The 17,422-nt window shown below is 38.8% G+C and carries 15 protein-coding genes and 5 tRNA genes; 17 read left to right on the plus strand and 3 right to left on the minus strand.

Annotated elements, in window-relative coordinates:
* Positions 1 to 21 precede the first annotated feature (21 nt).
* Together JWR87_RS14105 and JWR87_RS14110 are read right to left on the minus strand one after the other, a co-directional pair.
* Entirely contained in the window at positions 22 to 1,044 is a 1,023-nt protein-coding gene (locus JWR87_RS14105; protein WP_297821184.1) for a glycosyltransferase family 2 protein, read from the minus strand.
* A 1-nt stretch (position 1,045) separates the two neighbouring features.
* Positions 1,046 to 1,636, minus strand: coding sequence for a riboflavin synthase (locus JWR87_RS14110; RefSeq protein ID WP_297821186.1), 591 nt, complete (start codon positions 1,634 to 1,636; stop codon positions 1,046 to 1,048).
* Positions 1,637 to 1,739: 103 nt separating this feature from the next.
* Here JWR87_RS14110 and rpsU point away from each other — a divergent pair, with 103 nt between their 5' ends.
* From rpsU to JWR87_RS14175, 13 genes are all read left to right on the plus strand, one after another.
* Positions 1,740 to 1,937: a 30S ribosomal protein S21 gene (rpsU, locus tag JWR87_RS14115; protein WP_297821330.1), complete on the plus strand. Its 198-nt coding sequence runs from the start codon at positions 1,740 to 1,742 to the stop codon at positions 1,935 to 1,937.
* Between the two features lie 67 nt (positions 1,938 to 2,004).
* Entirely contained in the window at positions 2,005 to 2,907 is a 903-nt protein-coding gene (locus JWR87_RS14120; protein ID WP_297821189.1) for a tyrosine-type recombinase/integrase, read from the plus strand.
* Between the two features lie 356 nt (positions 2,908 to 3,263).
* Positions 3,264 to 3,563, plus strand: coding sequence for an HPF/RaiA family ribosome-associated protein (locus JWR87_RS14125; RefSeq protein ID WP_297821191.1), 300 nt, complete (start codon positions 3,264 to 3,266; stop codon positions 3,561 to 3,563).
* Between the two features lie 63 nt (positions 3,564 to 3,626).
* Complete coding sequence (locus tag JWR87_RS14130) at positions 3,627 to 3,893, plus strand: hypothetical protein (protein ID WP_297821193.1); 267 nt, start codon at positions 3,627 to 3,629, stop codon at positions 3,891 to 3,893.
* Between the two features lie 210 nt (positions 3,894 to 4,103).
* A tRNA-Thr gene (locus tag JWR87_RS14135) sits at positions 4,104 to 4,176 on the plus strand.
* Positions 4,177 to 4,191: 15 nt separating this feature from the next.
* Positions 4,192 to 4,274: transfer RNA gene (locus JWR87_RS14140), tRNA-Tyr, on the plus strand.
* Between the two features lie 133 nt (positions 4,275 to 4,407).
* A tRNA-Gly gene (locus JWR87_RS14145) sits at positions 4,408 to 4,480 on the plus strand.
* An 88-nt stretch (positions 4,481 to 4,568) separates the two neighbouring features.
* Positions 4,569 to 4,640, plus strand: a tRNA-Thr gene (locus tag JWR87_RS14150).
* A gap of 215 nt (positions 4,641 to 4,855) precedes the next feature.
* Positions 4,856 to 6,046, plus strand: coding sequence for an elongation factor Tu (gene tuf, locus JWR87_RS14155; protein WP_297821195.1), 1,191 nt, complete (start codon positions 4,856 to 4,858; stop codon positions 6,044 to 6,046).
* A gap of 85 nt (positions 6,047 to 6,131) precedes the next feature.
* Positions 6,132 to 6,205 (plus strand) — tRNA-Trp (locus JWR87_RS14160).
* A 45-nt stretch (positions 6,206 to 6,250) separates the two neighbouring features.
* Complete coding sequence (gene secE, locus JWR87_RS14165) at positions 6,251 to 6,445, plus strand: preprotein translocase subunit SecE (RefSeq protein ID WP_297821197.1); 195 nt, start codon at positions 6,251 to 6,253, stop codon at positions 6,443 to 6,445.
* Positions 6,445 to 7,050: a transcription termination/antitermination protein NusG gene (nusG, locus tag JWR87_RS14170; RefSeq protein WP_297821199.1), complete on the plus strand. Its 606-nt coding sequence runs from the start codon at positions 6,445 to 6,447 to the stop codon at positions 7,048 to 7,050. The genes secE and nusG overlap by 1 nt, the downstream gene beginning before the upstream one ends.
* A gap of 182 nt (positions 7,051 to 7,232) precedes the next feature.
* Positions 7,233 to 9,215 carry a gliding motility-associated C-terminal domain-containing protein gene (locus JWR87_RS14175; protein ID WP_297821201.1) on the plus strand — a complete coding sequence of 661 codons (1,983 nt, stop codon included), beginning with the start codon at positions 7,233 to 7,235 and terminating at the stop codon, positions 9,213 to 9,215.
* A gap of 222 nt (positions 9,216 to 9,437) precedes the next feature.
* Here JWR87_RS14175 and JWR87_RS14180 read toward each other — a convergent pair whose 3' ends face one another.
* Positions 9,438 to 9,623, minus strand: a complete 186-nt coding sequence (locus JWR87_RS14180) for a hypothetical protein (RefSeq protein WP_297821203.1) — start codon at positions 9,621 to 9,623, stop codon at positions 9,438 to 9,440.
* Between the two features lie 434 nt (positions 9,624 to 10,057).
* Between JWR87_RS14180 and JWR87_RS14185 the strand changes: the two genes are divergently transcribed.
* From JWR87_RS14185 to JWR87_RS14200, 4 genes are all read left to right on the plus strand, one after another.
* Positions 10,058 to 10,525 (plus strand): hypothetical protein, encoded by a 468-nt coding sequence (locus JWR87_RS14185; RefSeq protein WP_297821205.1) that lies wholly within the window; start codon positions 10,058 to 10,060, stop codon positions 10,523 to 10,525.
* A 61-nt stretch (positions 10,526 to 10,586) separates the two neighbouring features.
* A complete protein-coding gene (locus JWR87_RS14190) occupies positions 10,587 to 11,540 on the plus strand; it encodes a hypothetical protein (RefSeq protein WP_297821207.1) in 954 nt (317 codons plus the stop codon).
* A gap of 98 nt (positions 11,541 to 11,638) precedes the next feature.
* Entirely contained in the window at positions 11,639 to 13,060 is a 1,422-nt protein-coding gene (locus JWR87_RS14195; RefSeq protein WP_297821209.1) for a protein phosphatase 2C domain-containing protein, read from the plus strand.
* A 16-nt stretch (positions 13,061 to 13,076) separates the two neighbouring features.
* A complete protein-coding gene (locus JWR87_RS14200) occupies positions 13,077 to 17,369 on the plus strand; it encodes an FtsW/RodA/SpoVE family cell cycle protein (RefSeq protein ID WP_297821211.1) in 4,293 nt (1,430 codons plus the stop codon).
* The last annotated feature ends 53 nt before the right edge of the window (positions 17,370 to 17,422 follow it).

Consider the following 17,422-nt stretch of genomic DNA (forward strand, 5'->3'; position numbering starts at 1 on the left):
GATCAAAAGCAATTGCAAAGGTCATCTCTTTATCTTACTGAACTCTTTTATGTTATTAATATAATACTGCCAGGCTACAGATGTTTTAAGCACAAAAGGAATAGACCACAGGGCTTTCTTTTTAGCAGGAAATTTATCCTTTTCTAAAATCAACCATTTGATAAAATCTTTGTAGGCCAGCAAAACAGCTTTACAGTTATTCCAATCATTTATTAAAAAGCGAAGGGCCGCCGCCAAGTCTAGAACAAGCCTCACTGGCATCATCCAAAGGTTTACGTACCACGGAGAATTTCGAAAACACATAATAATGTTGTTTCTAAAATTGAGGTACGTTTTACGAGGCGACTGGTGCGAAAGCGTGCCGCCGCCCAGGTGGTATATGTATGAGTCGGGACAATATTTAACCTTATAACCTTCAGCAATAAAGCGCCAACACATATCAATTTCCTCCGAATGCATAAAAAAGAAATTGTACATGCCATTTACTTTCCAATAGGCATCTCTTCTAACCAGGCAGCAGGCACCGCTGGCCCAAAAAATTTCTGTTTCCTGGTCATATTGTCCTTTGTCGATTTCAGAGGCATCAAAAATTCTTCCGCGACACAAAGGGTAACCCAGAAAATCAATCATACCACCGGCAGCACCTCCATGTTCGAGTAGCTTGGGATCTTTTATAGAAAGTAATTTAGGTTGACTGCTTGCAATGTCGGTATCAAGTTCCATCATATTAACCAGCGGCTCAATAAACGAGGGTGGAACTTCTACATCGGAATTTACCATCAAGTAGTAATCCTCATTCATTAACCTCAAACCTTTATTATAGCCTCCGGCAAAACCATAATTTCCGTCCAGTTCGATCACTTTTACAGCCGGAAAAGCTGACTGAACAAAGGCAACCGAATTGTCGCTGCTTTTATTGTCGATAACATACACCGTATAATTTGGATAGGTTAGTTGTTGAAGTTCGGGCAGCAATGATTCAAGAAACTTTTTCCCGTTCCAGTTGAGAATGGCAATAGCAACAGAAGGAGCAGGTTTATTCATATTATTTCTGTAATGCTAACATCCTGTTTACATATTTCCCAATCATATCAAACTCAATGTTTACCGTACTTCCTTCTTTGACCTGTCGAATATTAGTGTGTGTATAAGTATAAGGTATGATGGCGACTGAAAACGCATCTGCATCTACATTAAAAACTGTCAGACTTACACCGTTTAGGCTGATGGAACCTTTTTCAATAACCAGTGATGCAAATGCTGCCGGAAACTGAAATCGAAATTCCCAGCTTCCGTCTGCATCTTTCTTGTCAGTGCAAATTGCGGTTGTGTCTACGTGACCCTGCACCATATGTCCATCAATTCTACCGTTAAAAGTCATACAACGTTCCAGGTTCACCAATATTCCCTCCTGCCATTTAAAAAGGTTTGTCTTTTTTAGCGTTTCTTCGATGGCCGTTACCCTGTGACGTCCTTCATGCACTTCTTCCACAGTAAGGCAAACGCCATTATGCGCCACACTTTGGTCAATTTTCAATTCATCTGAAATAGGAGAGGAGATCCAAAAAGTGGTATTAGTGCCGTGTTTTTCAATTGAATGAACAATACCAAATGCTTCAATAATTCCTGTAAACATGCCTGCAAATTACCGCTCTTTTTAAAAAGTCTACAGATATTTGGTTTTTTAAACACTTATCCTATCTTTGCAATCCAAAAATTTACCAAAGGAGGTATCTACTATGCTCATTATCGATTCAAAAGATTGCGAAAACATTGACAAGGCACTTAAAAAATATAAAAAGAAATTTGAGAAATCAAAGACTTTATTGCAATTAAGAGCCAGACAGTCTTTTATGAAACCGTCTGTTGAACGCAGAACTCAGGTGTTAAAAGCAATCTACCGTCAGCAAATGGCTAACGGAGATTTTGAAAGTTAATTTCAGTTTTCTCAAACATATTTAAACTGATAGCATAAAGTAATAACTTTATGCTATCAGTTTTTTTATGTCCCAATGTTTCTATCCTCAGGTTAAACCTTTTATACAATATCTCCAATTCGAGAAGCGATATTCGCAGCATACGATAGTTTCTTATCAAACTGATCTTGACCAGTTCTTTGCTTTTCTAGCTAGTCAGTATGATAGTCCTTCGTTGTCGGCGATTACTCCTGGCTTTGTACGTTCGTGGCTGGCAGAAATGCGCAATGATGATATGACTCCTAAAAGTCTCAATCGTAAAATTTCCTCTTTAAAATCTTTTTTTAAATACCAGATCAAAGTGGGCGAGGTTAAGCAAAGCCCCATGACCACAATTGTTTCCCCTAAAGTTGGTAAACGACTTCCATCGTTTGTTTCTGAGAACGATATGAACACGCTACAGCAATACGTGGAGTTTCCAGATACCTGGAAAGGTCAAACAGATAAATTGTTGTTGAACTTGTTTTACGCTACAGGAATGCGACTCAGTGAATTAATTGGCCTCAAAGAAAGCCAACTTGATGTAGCAAATGGCCAGGTCAAAGTCTTAGGGAAGGGTAACAAAGAACGGATTATTCCAGTGTCTAAAGTGCTGGCAAATCAATTAGCTTCTTATATTAATAATAAAAAGCAATCCTCTTCAAACCTGTCTTTTCCTAACCTTTTTGTAAATGAAAAAGGGAAACCGCTCTACCCGAAATACGTGTACAATGTCGTAAAGGCTAATCTCTCTTTGGTGACTACTTTGCAAAAGAAAAGTCCGCACGTACTACGTCATACGTTTGCCACCCATCTAACCAACAACGGCGCAGATTTAAACGCCGTGAAGGAATTGTTGGGTCACAGTAGCCTGGCTGCCACCCAGATTTACACGCATAATACTATTGAAAAACTGAAAGATGTATACAAAAAGGCCCACCCAAAAGCTTAGGATAAAAAACTATAGAAGTTTTATGTTTCCGGCATTTAATCGTTGATGCTACATTGTTGTGTCACTCACTTTTACAGCTAAATCTTTTCTCAACTTTTTACACAGGCGTGGTTATATATGGTTTAGGTATATAAGGAGAAAGAAAGGGATTAAACGTTCATTAGTAATTCGTGTCTTTAAGCCACCTGGAGTGTTTGTTAATAGATAATTTACATAAAAAAAACAAAGGATAAAATTAATTCTTACCAACTGATTATTTAACTTCATACTTCCTAAATAGTAACAGGTTTTGCGTATGAAATAGAAATGTACACTTAGTTCTTTATTTATTAATTCACATAAAAAACAGAAATGTTATGGACGTAAGAATTCAAACAGTGCATTTTGAAAGCGATGAAAAACTCCTGGAATTTGTAAGGAAAAAACTCGAAAAACTAAATACTTTCCATGACCGAATAACAAAAGTTGATGTGTTTTTAAAATTAGATAACGTAGTTCATAATTTAAAAGATAAGATTGTAGAGCTACGTGTTCACGTTCCAAAACGTGACTTTTTTGTAAAAGCATCTTCCAAATCTTTTGAAGAATCTTTTGACAACGCATTTCTATCCCTCATAAATCAATTAAAAAGGCAGAAAGAAAGACAAGCCGCTTAATACTCTAAAATATCAAAATAAAAAAGGCCTCCATTGAGGCCTTTTTTATTTCACCTTTACCCCATGAAAAATATTATTGTCACGTTATTGTTAATCGTAATCATCTTAGTGGCCTGTGGTCAACATGGACAACTGAGAGCTAAAATTTTTGAAAGAAGAGAGATGGCAGGAAATCGTTTAATGATTAGATACCAATACATAATAGATGATCAGACATATATTGATAGCGCAACAGTAGCTAATACTATAATCAATAGCGATTCTATTACTGTATTAATTGATCCTTCTAATCCTGGCAGGTCGATTCCGGATATAAAAGAAAAAAATTAAGAATTATGAGTAAGAAAAAATTAAAAAAGATTTTTCAAAATTTTGGTATTTCAAGTTTTCCCTTACCTTTGCCATCCCTAAAATAATAGGTTGTATTTAAAGGGGACAAGTTCTTTACTGGATTGAGATGTAAATGGGATTTATTTTAGTAACTGTACTACTAAAACTTAAAAAAGTTTACAAGTTTTTTGATAACTTCTTAAGTTATAAGCCGAAGTAGCTCAGTTGGTAGAGCAGCTGATTTGTAATCAGCAGGTCGGGGGTTCGACTCCCTTCTTCGGCTCTTGTTTAATAATCGGGGCAGATGGCCGAGTGGTTAAAGGCGACAGACTGTAAATCTGTTCTCTCACGAGTACGTAGGTTCGAACCCTACTCTGCCCACAAAACAATTTGAAATGAGGTAATTTTATTGTTTGAAAATAAAATTGCCGTGTTTAGGTTCTTTTAAAAATTGAATGTTTGTCAGTGCTTCTTTTTAAAATCAGCACATCTTCAAAATTATTCAAAGTAATAAGCGGAAGTAGCTCAATTGGTAGAGCGATAGCCTTCCAAGCTATAGGTCGCGAGTTCGAGACTCGTCTTCCGCTCTTATAAAGTTGTCAGGTGAGAGTTGGCAGTTGACGGATCTTTTAACAGCTGTCGGCTTGCAATTATCCCGGTCAATCGCTTTTTTAAGCTGTTGTAGCTCAGGGGTAGAGCACTTCCTTGGTAAGGAAGAGGTCGTGAGTTCAATTCTCATCAACAGCTCTGCTAAAAAAATTATTAGATCAATGGGTCATTAGGTATTTCCTTTTAGACCTACTGAGTTGTTCAGTATGACTATTAACTGTACAAGAGTGCGACGCAAGGATGTTTAATAGTGGCTTAACGGTCGGAAAGAAAAAGAATAACAATAAAACCTTACATTCGCGCTCCGAATCAGGTTTAATATTTAAAAAAACCACAATCTAAAAACAAATAAAATGGCAAAAGAGAATTTTAAGAGGGATAAGCCTCACGTTAACGTTGGTACCATTGGTCACGTTGACCACGGTAAAACCACTTTGACTGCTGCTATAACAATGATCTTATCTAAAAAAGGTATGGGTAATGTGGCGAAAAACTATGATGAAATTGATGGTGCACCTGAAGAAAAAGAAAGGGGTATCACTATTAATACTGCTCACGTAGAATATCAGACTGCTAACCGTCACTATGCGCACGTTGACTGTCCGGGTCACGCTGATTATGTGAAAAATATGATTACGGGTGCTGCTCAAATGGACGGGGCTATCCTTGTGGTTGCTGCTACTGATGGTCCTATGCCTCAAACTAAAGAGCACATCCTTCTTGCACGTCAGGTTGGTGTACCTCAACTTGTGGTTTTCATGAATAAGGTTGACCTTGTTGATGATCCTGAATTATTAGAGTTAGTTGAAATGGAAGTTCGTGACCTTCTATCCTCATATGGTTTTGATGGTGACAATACCCCTATTATACAAGGTTCTGCTACTGGCGCTCTAGCTGGTGAAGATAAATGGGTTGCTAAAATAGATGAGTTGATGGATGCTGTTGACAGCTACATTCCTCTTCCTCCTCGTCCAATTGATTTGCCTTTCCTAATGTCAGTTGAGGATGTATTCTCAATCACCGGTCGTGGTACTGTTGCTACCGGACGTATTGAGCGTGGTGTAATTAAAGTTGGTGAGGCTATTGAGATAGTTGGTTTGATGGAAGCTCCGCTAACTTCTACCGTTACTGGTGTTGAGATGTTTAAGAAATTATTGGATCGTGGTGAGGCTGGTGATAATGCAGGCCTTCTATTACGTGGTATTGAGAAAGCTCAAATCCGTCGTGGTATGGTACTTTGTAAGCCGGGTTCTATCACTCCGCATACGGAATTTAAAGGTGAGGTTTACGTACTAAGCAAAGAAGAAGGTGGACGTCATACTCCATTCTTTAACAAATACCGTCCTCAGTTCTACTTCCGCACAACAGACGTAACAGGAGAGTGTACTCTACCTGAGGGAACTGAAATGGTTATGCCTGGTGATAATACTAATCTTACAGTTAAACTTATCCAACCAATTGCGATGGAGAAAGGTCTTAAATTCGCTATTCGTGAAGGTGGACGTACAGTAGGTGCTGGTCAGGTTACGGAAATTTTAAAATAAATCCTAATCTCGAAAAGGGGTTTGGAAACGGTTATATATATTTACAAAGTACTTAGGCCTAAAGCTTAAGTACTTTGTTCTTAATACGGGAATAGTTCAACGGTAGAATAGAGGTCTCCAAAACCTTTGATCAGGGTTCGAATCCTTGTTCCCGTGCCAAATAATTTGAAGATTAAAAATGTTTTCAAATTTTTAAATGTTATCATGAATAAAATTTCAACATACTTTAGGGAGAGTTATACAGAGTTAACAGAAAAAGTTACGTGGCCGTCCTGGATCCAATTACAACAATCTACAGTGATAGTATTAGTTGCAACAATCATAATAACAGCTTTGGTTTGGGTGATGGATTTTGCGTCGCAGAATTTATTGAAGGCTATTTACTCATTATTTAAGTAATGGAAGAAACAACATCAAATATAAATGTATCACCTCCTGCAGAGCAGGAACTTACTAAATACTACGCCTTACGGGTAGTAAGCGGCAAAGAGCGTAAGGTTAAGGAATACCTGGATAAAGAAGTAGTACGAAGCGGTTGGACAGAAACTATTAAGCAGGTTTTTTTACCGATGGAGAAGGTCTACAAAGTGCAGAACGGTAAAAAAGTAATGCGCGAGAAGAACCTTTACCCGGGGTATCTTTTTTTGGAAGCTTTCGAAGGAAAACTTGCTGATGACATGGTTCAGGTTATTAGTAATGTTAGTAATGTAATGCACTTCTTAACCGATGGTAAAGGTGCCAAAGGAAATATTATTTCTTTGCGTAAGAGCGAGGTAAATAAAATGCTTGGTAAAGTGGATGAGATGAACGACCAGGGGATTGTGATGAACGAACCGTTTATTGTGGGAGAAACTATTAAAATTATTGAAGGTCCGTTTAATGATTTTAATGGTGTGATTGAGGAAGTGAACGACGAGAAGAAGAAGTTGAAAGTAACCGTAAAAATATTTGGAAGATCTACTCCTGTAGAACTGAACTATATGCAGGTTGAGAAACTTGGATAGTGTTTTTTAAAATTTTTTTAATTTAGCCACAGTTTTATCTGTGGCTTTTTTTTGCCCTGTTATTAATAATGTTCTTACAGCCATGGTTACTGCACTTTTTTTTATCACTAGTCCCAGACACTAAAGAGCTTCCACTTCTTTTTCAGCAATTCTTTTTCGATTAGGCTTTTACTACTATATTCATGTTTAAAGCTATTAAAGGGTATACTTTGAATATTGGAACAATTGTAAAAAGGCCTTTCCTGTTACTGGTAATAATGTTTCTGGGCGCAGAAGTACCAGCGCAACTATGTCAGGGAAGTCTTGGTGACCCCATCGTAAATATTACTTTTGGTGCAGGCTCCAACCCTGGTCCGGTTCTAACTACCACTAAAAATCTCAATTATTTTTTTAACGATTGCCCTCAGGACGGTCTTTATACGGTTAGGAATAATACCAGCCGATGCCATAATAACACTTGGCATACCTTAAATAGCGATCACACCGGTGATCCTAATGGTTATTTTATGCTAGTTAATGCTTCACTTCAAAAGAGTGAGTTTTATATTGATACCTTAAAGGGCTTATGCCCAAACACTACTTACGAGTTTGCCGCTTGGATAACAAATGTTATTTTGCCCACGGCTTGTTTTGGAAATCCCAAAACGCCCAATCTTACTTTTAATATTGAAAAGACTGATGGAACGGTTTTACAAACGTATAATACAGGAGATATTCAAGCGACACAAAGTCTAAATTGGAAACAATATGGCTCTTTTTTTACTACACCTGCAAACGGGACCAATGTTGTTTTACGGCTTATTAATAACTCCATAGGCGGTTGTGGAAACGATCTCGCAATTGATGATATCACATTTCGTCCATGTGGCCCGCAATTGACACCTTCGATAAAGGGAGTACCTGATAAAGTGAAAACTTTATGTAGAGGAGACAATGCTGATATAACCTTTGAATGCAAGGCTTCGGCCGGATATAATAATCCTGCTTATCTGTGGCAACAAAGTAGCGACGGAGGGAACACCTGGTCAGACATTGCCGGAGAAAATAGTAATACAATGGTGCGAAAATTTACCTCAACAACGCCTGCCGGGCAGTATTTATACAGGCTCACGGTGGGAGAGGCTGATAATGTGGGGTTGGCTACATGCAGGGTAGCTTCCTCATCCCTTACTATTGATGTTAAAAATACTCCGGTTATTGGTATAACCAGCAATAGCCCTGCCTGTGAAAAAAGTGCAATTTCTTTGTCTGCCACTGGCGGAACAACTGCCTCTCAATATGCGTGGTCTGGGGTAAATTCTTTTACAGCTACGGGCCAATCTGTTACCATTAATAACGTTAGTTCAGTAAACGGGGGGAAATATTATGTGCAGGTTGTAAATTCCGACGGCTGCAAACATTTAGACTCAACAACTGTTTCAGTTACACCTGCCCCCGTAATTTCAACCGGGTTCACCAACAAAAATATTTGTAAGGGCGAAAGTGTATTACTAAGCAGTGCAGGCGGTACTTCTTATTTATGGTCACCCGCTTTGGGATTGTCGTCTACTTCTATTGCTAATCCTGTAGCAAAACCTGCTGACAGTACTGTATACACTGTTGTGGTTTCTAACGCCGCATTTTGTAAAGACAGCGCACGGGTAACCATCAATGTTTTAAAGAAACCTGTTGCTAATGCAGGACCGGATCAGGTTATGGTTGAAGGTCAAGCCGTACAATTAAAGGGAAGCGTAACCGAAGGAGATGCGGACATCAGCTGGTCCCCTGCTTTTTTTATCGATAACATACACGGCCTTCAGCCAATTGTAAATCCTGCTATCAGCACCAGCTATATCTTAACTGCCACTTCTAACAACGGATGCGGTATCTCTATAGATACAACATGGGTACAAGTATATAAAAACGTAGTAATTCCAAATGCTTTTTCCCCAAATGGCGACGGCGTGAACGATACATGGAATATAAAGGCATTGGCCAGTTACGATAATTACGAACTTTCTGTTTTTAACAGGTATGGGCAAAAGGTTCTGGATACTAAGAATTACAGTACTGCGTGGAATGGAACATTTAATGGAAAACCATTACCTGTGGGAACCTATTACTATCTGCTGGATTTAAAGTTAAGGCTGTCTAAATTGAAAGGGTACGTGGTAATTATGAGATAAAGTTTTTGAGGTCAACGATAGAACGAATCCATGCTTCGGTTGCGTCGCACTCGTGTACAGCAAAACATTATTCTGCCACTTTTATTCCAATTGACCTACAAAAACAATTATGCAGCTACCGGGCAACTCCGGTAGCTTCGTCAAAAAATTGCTTATTAGCATTCTACTATTGCAGTTTAAACAATTCCGTTTGAATTGTTTGTTCTTAAAAACATTGCTTCACTAATTTTCGAAATGGGGGAATTCTTCCTGGTAGAAACCTTCAACCAGGTTTTTCCTGTAAAGAAATTGCATGATGTCTGAAGCCGCAGTTTTACTGTCTATTAAGAAGCGCTCTTCCTGGTGACGTGACCGTTCTATTATCTGTGCAATTTTTAATTGAATCTCTGATCGCTCGAGGTTTGACATGTATTGGATTTTATGTAAGAAGTAGATAACGAAACTGTTTTTGAAATAGTATCAGCAGAACAAAAATCCGCGCTTTTTTCAAGGCTTCTTGCTAATAGTCGATAATTGCTATTTATTGACTACTTATGCATGAAAAACGTAGAATAGAATAATAAAAGGTACAAGTGAGTGACACAAGAATGTAGAATAAAGAGTGGATGTTTGTATCAAACAATAATTATGTAAAAAGTATTTGATTTTGTAGAGAATTATTAGAAGCGTGCGTAAGAGTGTTCGAGACTTTTTCTTACAAAAATTATTAAGCGCAACTTTTTTTAGAAAGTTCTCGTTTTTAGAAGTTAGACAGAAAATTTTGGGCCCTAAAATTCCGGTAACCTTTTGAAACAAAATTGTTTATGGAATGGTCTTTGAATAGTTAAAGCCAAAAAGCAGGTATGGTCAGAGGCTTGTATTTGCAAAGAATTATCAGCATCCTGTTATTTTTTTTCGTAGCATGTGGTAGTGATAAATCCGACGTTAAACCGCAATTTTATTATTATCCTAATAAAAATGTGTATTACGATTCTCTAAAAAAAAACTTCTGGTTTTCGTTAAATGGCGGTAAAAGCTGGAATAGATTTACTGATAGTACAGGTAGCGAACCAAAAACATTGGGTAGTAAAGTGGCAGTTTATACCGAGGATAGCGAAGTGTACAAAAATAATGAGAGCCACAGAAAGTTGTATGCCGGAAAGTTGTATAGCATTAGTGTGGTAGATACAAGTACTTCCACTGGGCCGGAAGTGGCGGAACGCAAAGTTGTTGAAGAAGGAAGGGCTACTACAAGAAAAAAGTCGGCAGTAAAAAAATCTAAAAAAGGCATTGGTAAATTTTTAAATAAAATTTTTGGAAAGCGTAAATAAAATATTGAATGATATATACTTTTTCAGTTGCTTTAATGAAACAATTATTAAGAAATTTTAAATGAAATCGAAGACGACATTGTGGCAACGTATGGGGTTACACGACTGGTTTCTTAAAAAAGAAGTAACCAGCGTTACCCAACAAATTCCAACGCTAACTCCTGATGATGTATATAAGTATATCATTCAAAAGTTTAATGAATCTATTGCGCAACTCTCTTTTGCTAACCGCGTTGTCTTTTTTCATGAATACATCATTTGTTTTAATCCGGAGGATTATAACCAGTTCATGGATAATAAGAGGGGTATTTTCGGATTAATTATTCAGGAGTCTGTTAAGCACTTTTACGAAAGTCTAAAATCCTACAGGCTACAAGGTAAAACGGTAGAGCCTTCCAGTAATAAATGGGTTTTCAGGTTTGTTTCGCACCCCGATTATAAAAGGGGCGATAAAAGCTTTATAGGCAAACTATTACCGGGAAGTAACGTTCATAAGGAGGAAAACTTGCGGGTAACTTTTATTCCGCGACAAACAGGAATAGCAGAAACGTATGATATAAATGATGAAATTTTAAAAGATTTTACTTTTTATAGCGAAGGGTACTATGAGGTGCCTTACCAGGAAGACCTGATACTGGATGAGAAAAAAATTTTTAATTCGGAGAATTCGATATTTGCCCGTTTTGAAACAATCGTTCCCGACCGGGAGTATGCAGGTAAAAAGATTGAGTTTTTGATGAAGGAGGAAGACATAATTGTTACAGGAAAAGAAGATCACCGCGACAGTTCCAACATCTTCAAGATACCGTCCGAGTGGGTGAATACCCCTCACTTGAGAATTCGTTTTGATAAAAATAATGGAAAATTTTTTCTTTCTTCTTTCGGCGAAAAGACCATATTAAATGAAAATGAGATTGTGGTTAGCAATACCGAAAATGTTTCGTGGGTAGAACTGCCGCTAAACTCAAAGATTGTTTTAAACGGAATAGTGGGTATTAACATTTTTAAGTCTTAAATCAGTTATGAGTTCAATATTATCCATCACCTTGTTGGTCATTTGCATTTTACTTCTTGTAGCCAATTTTAAGGATATTAAAAACACACACAATAACAATGGCTGAAAATTATTTTGGAATAACGGACACCGGAAAAATGCGGACAAACAATGAAGACACCTTCATTGCACAGCCTGTTTTGAATGATCAGTTTATTGCTGCCTGCGTTATAGATGGTGTGGGAGGCTATGAAGGGGGTGAGGTAGCGGCGCGCCTTGCGCACGATGCTATTTTGGATCGGTTTAAGAGCAAAGTGAATGACTATATTAAACTGATGAAGGAAGCAATTGCAGCTGCAAATGAAGCAATTTATACAGAGAAAAAAGTAAGCCGGGCCAATGAGCAGATGGCCTGCGTGCTTACAGTAGCACTAGCTGATATTGCAAATAACAAATTTTATTATTGTCATGTTGGTGATACTCGTCTTTATTTATTCAGAGACAATTCACTTGTAAAAATTACGCGCGATCACTCTTTTGTTGGCTTTTTAGAAGATAGCGGTCGTTTAACCGAAGAGGCAGCAATGCGACATCCTAAACGCAATGAGATTAATAAAGCGCTTGGTTTTGATTCCTCAATTAAAGGCGATGATTATATAGAAACAGGAGAATCTCCTTTCCTTCCCGGCGATACTATTTTACTTTGTAGCGATGGACTTTCTGACATGATTGGAAACAGTGCTATGGTTGCCATTCTGGATACAACTAAAAGCCTATCTGTTAAAGCTAAAGCGCTTGTTGATGCCGCTAATGCGGCCGGCGGAAAAGATAATATTACCGTTGTACTGGTTCAGAATAATAAGAGTCCTTTAATGCAAACTGCGACAAAGCCTGCAGTAAATATAAAAAAAAATGAAAGTCAGGATGGTTACGATATTTTGAAGAATACAAATTCACATTCAAATGAAAAGACGGCTATAAAAAATAGAAAGCGAAGCAGTATAGGGCCTTTTCTCATCTTTCTCTCCTTTCTTATATTGGTAGCTTTTTTATGGATTCTATACTCCAACTACAGCAATAAGAAAACTCGCGACGAAGAAGTGAGAAGTGCTATAGTCGTAAAGGAACGTAACCCCGAGGAACGGCAATTTGTAGACAGCATTAATGGCAACACAACGAAAGAAGTTTTTGTACTTAATACTCCCGACACTAAAGCTATAGTGATTACAGACTCAATACTTATAAAGAACGACTCATTGCATATTATAGGCAATGGGGTTACGCTGATTAGTGACTCAACTTATAAAGGTGCCGCCTTTACTATGGCTCCCGATTGTAAATATCTTCTGCTGGATAGTCTTACTCTTGAAAATTTTGACATAGGTGTTCTCACTAAAACTTCGGGGTTACATTTAAAAAATGTGCAGTTTAAAAATTGCCGGGTACCCGTACAGTACAACTTTTTATTTAAAGACAGGCCGGTTATAAACGGTCGATTTGCAGATACGGCTTTCTACAATTTAGATTCAATACACCTATAATAATCACTGATTTAAAATGGCTTCCAATTCCTCCAGTGTTGGTTCGAGAAAGGTTGAGCGTTTCTTTTTATTTCTGTTGAGTGTCGTGATGGTAGTACTTTTCTATCAGTTATTTACGGTCTTAACTGCAGATTTTGCTGATGTTCCAAAAAGACTGGCAAATGGAACAATGATTAACTTAAACAGTAGCAAACCAGGGGAGCGAATTAAAATACTGCTTCAAAAAGGTTTTTATCTAAGAGATAAGAGGGATATCAATTTTATCGGCGATGTGGTGGAGAATGGCAGCAGAAATGTGCCGGGTGTTATTGATAACATCGGGGAATTAAATAAAAGCAACTTTAATGTAAATACAGAGACGGCATATTTACAGGGAGGAGAAGTATTTAGAAAAAGGGTACAGGTAGAAAGGTCTTTACTCGGTTTTTCAGATGAAGACTCAATACTATTTCAACAAGAGCGCAGAAAACCAGTTCAGCTTCCTTCAACTAATAATTTGGCCATGGGCGCCGGCTCTGTTGTTGGAGTAGTTCAAAATGGAGAAGAAATGCCGGTACAAGGTGTACTGGTTCGTTTACAGGTTATTCTTCCGCAAGACAGTTTATACAGCGAAAATGTGGGAGATGTGGAACAACGGATCGCGGTAAATGCCAAAGGGGTACGAAGGGTATTTGTGGTGGATTCTCTAAATAATCGTCAACTGCAATCTTTAACCGCCTTTGCAAGAACTGATGCAGCCGGCGCATTCACTTTCACCGGTTTACCCGCTAACAGGTCTTTTGCAGTGTTACCCCTTCAACCTGGTTTTGAGTTTGGCCGTTCCCAGGGAGTGGAAAATTTGGAAGGCAGTGAAACGTTTACTTTTATCCAATCTCCCAATACAATAAAGCTGTTTTCAAACCGTGATTTTAGTAACCTGAAAAAAGAAAAGTCGCTTATTGTTCGTACACCACGCGAAGCAACAACATGGTTTTGGATAATTGTTGCGTCTTTTATTGTTTCATTCTGGTTGCTTCACCTGCTTTTAACTTTTCGTTTTCCGCAGGCAGACCAACTTATCTTGCCGGTAATAATGGTTTTAACAGGGCTGTCATTTGTAACCTTGTTCAGTCTGCAGGATCCGTTGAGAGATAGGTTCCTTTCAAAAAGTACACTTTTTTACTTCGGAGGAGGAATTTTGGGAATTATTGTATTAATGCTTTTTAATCTTCGATACTTCACAACCGATTCTCTTATTTATCGCTTATTCTTCTTTAAAGGAAACCGTAAGGCTGCCAATGGATGGCCCTGGGCGGTAGTGGCAATGGGTTTACTACTTCTTACAATTGTTTTTGGAACTGGTCCCGAAGGCAGCGGTGTTAAAGTGAACCTTTTTGGTTTTCAACCAAGTGAAATAGTGAAGTATTTAGTCATTATTTTCCTTGCCGGCTTTTTTGCAGCTAATGAAAAATTTATATCAGAATATACCTCTTTAAACAAACGCTTCTACTTCTTCTTCTTTGCTTTGTTTGCTATTCTTACCACCATTTTTCTATTCCTGATCCTCGGTGATTTAGGTCCTGCAATGGTTTGCTGTTTCACCTTCATCATTCTTTTTTCTTTTTCCCGTGGTGATTTTGCAGATATGGTGGGAGCAGTGGTTCTTTATGTGCTTGCTCTATGGATCTGTAAGAATGTTTGGATCGGCACTGCAATAATTGCTGCGATTCTTACGCTTTATACACTCTTCAAAAGGAAACAGTTAAGCGAATCAGCAGTGATGGCTTTAGTCGTTATTGCCGGGTTTTTGTTACTTGACCAAATTCCTTACTTAGATAGATTGATCCCGGGACCTGTACAACGATTAACCGATAGAAAAGCCATTTGGCAAAATGCCTGGAACAATGAGGTGTTTGGTGGTGACCAGGTAGCAAACGGTATTTGGGCCATGTCGAGTGGCGGAGTTACAGGGCAGGGTGTAGGTGAAGGATTTGCCAAGACTATCCCTGAAGCACATACAGATATGATATTGCCGTCACTGGGCGAGGAATTTGGCTGGGCCGGAATTATTTGCATCTTTATTCTTTTTCTTATCTACCTGCACCGCTCGTTTATCATTGGTCGTCAAACAGGAACTCCTTTTTTATTTTACGTTTGCGCTGGTATTGGCGTTAGCACCTTTGTTCAGTTCCTGTTAATTGCCGGTGGTTCTACCGGCGCTTTACCCCTTTCGGGAGTTGCTTTGCCTTTCATGAGTTACGGTGGATCGTCCTTGCTTTGTAACATGCTTGCAGCCGGGTTTTTATTATCAGCCTCACATTTGCAAGGCTCTGTTGCTCAGATGAAATTTATAACCCGGCAGCAGGATAAAAATCTGTTGCCCGCTCTTGTTGCAGCCTGTGTTGGAATAGTGCTATTGGGAGTGAATGTTTCTAAGTATTTATTTAATAATAAAAAATGGGTGGTAGAACCAGCGTTGGTGGCGGATAGATCTGGGGCAAGAATGTTTAGCTACAATCCACGCATTTCTATTTTAATGAATAGATTACAAGCTGGTAATCTTCTTGACCGGAAAGGATTGATACTTGCTACCAGTCACCAGGAGCAAATTAATAAGCAGTATGACTCATTGATTGCCGTAGGCATTCCTAAACAAAACCTGGAGGCATTTGCGTACAAACGTTTAAACCGGTATTATCCATTTGGTGAACAGATGTTTTTTTGGACAGGAGATGCAAACACCGGTGTTTTTAATGGTTCAACTAACGGGTACTTTGGAGAATACGAACACGCTGCGGAATTACGAGGTTTTCCAACGCCTACTTCTAAATTCCAGGTAAGTGCTACCCGGTACAAGGAAGATAGATTCTTGCCCGGAACTTCTACCGAAATGACGGTTAACAGAAGAGATTATAGCGCGATAGCGCCATTGCTGCTGGCCGGTATTAATAGTCGCGAAGTCGCAACATTTAAGCAAAAAAACAGGGATGTACAATTGACGATGGATGCAACCCTGCAAACACACCTTAATAAAGTATTGGCAACTGATGACAGCGTAAAAATAAAACGCGTATCCGTAGTTATTATGGAGGATAATACCGGTGACGTACTTGCCTCTGCTTCTTATCCCCTGCCTCCTGTAAATGATTGGGATATGCTCACCCTTACCGAAGCTGAACTAAACAGGCTTCCAGGATGGAACGTAAACAGCGACATTGGATTCACGTATGCAACGCAGCCAGGATCTACAGCAAAGCTGGTAACTGCACTGGCTGCTTTTAATAAGTTAGGAGAAGCCGCAGCAACAAAAACAATACGCGTATTACCTCAAGACTTAATCAGGATTAAAAGTGCAGAGCCGGACGAGGCCGGAAATATTAGCATTGAGCGGGCAATAGTAAAATCGAACAACTCCTTTTTTATAAGGCTGGCAAACGAAGAACAGCTGCAGGAAGAAATGGCTACGCTGTATTTACAAACAGGAATGTTTCTACATGGAGTGGGAGGATATTTTTATGAAAGCGAGTTGAACAATAATAACCAGCAAAACCTGTGGCGTGAGTTATGGCGAAAAACAGAATTTAAAAGCGCTCGAAGCTATAATCCAAACAACATAAAGCGTACCCGTGGAAAAGGAATTTCAGGGATGGCGTGGGGACAAGGTGAATTGATTGCGACACCTGCGGCGGTTGCAAGGTTGGCGTCGGGCATTGCCAATAATGGAGTATTGGTACCTAACAGGTACGTTCTAAATGTAAGCGGAGTGAAAACTGCAATTAAACCCGGTGTACGAATAGCAAACAGCCCACAGTTTGCAATGCATATGACGGATTATATGTTAAAACAAAGCGCCGGAAAAGCCGAGCGGCTGCAATTAATTGCTGCAGGAAAAACCGGAACTCCTGAAAGAATCTGGAAAAGTGAAAGAATCAATGACGGATGGTATGTCTTTTTTGCCCCTAAAGCAAAAGGACCGGGCCACATTGTTACGTGTATTCGGTTAGAGGCTGCAAAAGGTTCAAGTGAAGCAGTAAGACTTGCCGGCACTTATATTATACCTGAACTAATTCAGAGGGGCTATATTAAAAGTTTTGGAAACAATAACAATCAAAACGCAGTTGCTAACAGGGCAGTTGCATTAGCAACTGATAAGGTAAGTGTTACCGATGATGACCCGGAAAATGAGGCTTCCGTGCCCGATAGTCAAATGCAGTTGAACAAGCAGTCGCCAATAGTTAAAAGACCTGCAGGTAAAAAAATTAAAACTGGAAAACCAGCTGTGCTCAGTGCTAAAAAACCCGAAGAAGAACCTGCCGATACTGCTCAGTAAATGTAAAAAGTACAAGGGAGCGTCGCAAGAAAAGTTAAATAGTAGTACCAGCG

It is taken from the genome of Segetibacter sp. (assembly GCF_025963695.1).
In the GTDB taxonomy this organism is placed as follows: Bacteria; Bacteroidota; Bacteroidia; order Chitinophagales; family Chitinophagaceae; genus Segetibacter.

Coding starts and splice junctions, on each gene's coding strand:
- JWR87_RS14175 (WP_297821201.1), top strand. CDS start 7,233: ATGTTTAAAGCTATTAAAGGGTATACTTTGAATATTGGAACAATTGTA.
- JWR87_RS14185 (WP_297821205.1), top strand. CDS start 10,058: ATGGTCAGAGGCTTGTATTTGCAAAGAATTATCAGCATCCTGTTATTT.
- tuf (WP_297821195.1), top strand. CDS start 4,856: ATGGCAAAAGAGAATTTTAAGAGGGATAAGCCTCACGTTAACGTTGGT.
- JWR87_RS14195 (WP_297821209.1), top strand. CDS start 11,639: ATGGCTGAAAATTATTTTGGAATAACGGACACCGGAAAAATGCGGACA.
- JWR87_RS14110 (WP_297821186.1), bottom strand. CDS start 1,636: ATGTTTACAGGAATTATTGAAGCATTTGGTATTGTTCATTCAATTGAA.
- JWR87_RS14190 (WP_297821207.1), top strand. CDS start 10,587: ATGAAATCGAAGACGACATTGTGGCAACGTATGGGGTTACACGACTGG.
- JWR87_RS14105 (WP_297821184.1), bottom strand. CDS start 1,044: ATGAATAAACCTGCTCCTTCTGTTGCTATTGCCATTCTCAACTGGAAC.
- nusG (WP_297821199.1), top strand. CDS start 6,445: ATGGAAGAAACAACATCAAATATAAATGTATCACCTCCTGCAGAGCAG.
- JWR87_RS14180 (WP_297821203.1), bottom strand. CDS start 9,623: ATGTCAAACCTCGAGCGATCAGAGATTCAATTAAAAATTGCACAGATA.
- rpsU (WP_297821330.1), top strand. CDS start 1,740: ATGCTCATTATCGATTCAAAAGATTGCGAAAACATTGACAAGGCACTT.
- JWR87_RS14200 (WP_297821211.1), top strand. CDS start 13,077: ATGGCTTCCAATTCCTCCAGTGTTGGTTCGAGAAAGGTTGAGCGTTTC.
- secE (WP_297821197.1), top strand. CDS start 6,251: ATGAATAAAATTTCAACATACTTTAGGGAGAGTTATACAGAGTTAACA.
- JWR87_RS14125 (WP_297821191.1), top strand. CDS start 3,264: ATGGACGTAAGAATTCAAACAGTGCATTTTGAAAGCGATGAAAAACTC.
- JWR87_RS14130 (WP_297821193.1), top strand. CDS start 3,627: ATGAAAAATATTATTGTCACGTTATTGTTAATCGTAATCATCTTAGTG.
- JWR87_RS14120 (WP_297821189.1), top strand. CDS start 2,005: ATGTCCCAATGTTTCTATCCTCAGGTTAAACCTTTTATACAATATCTC.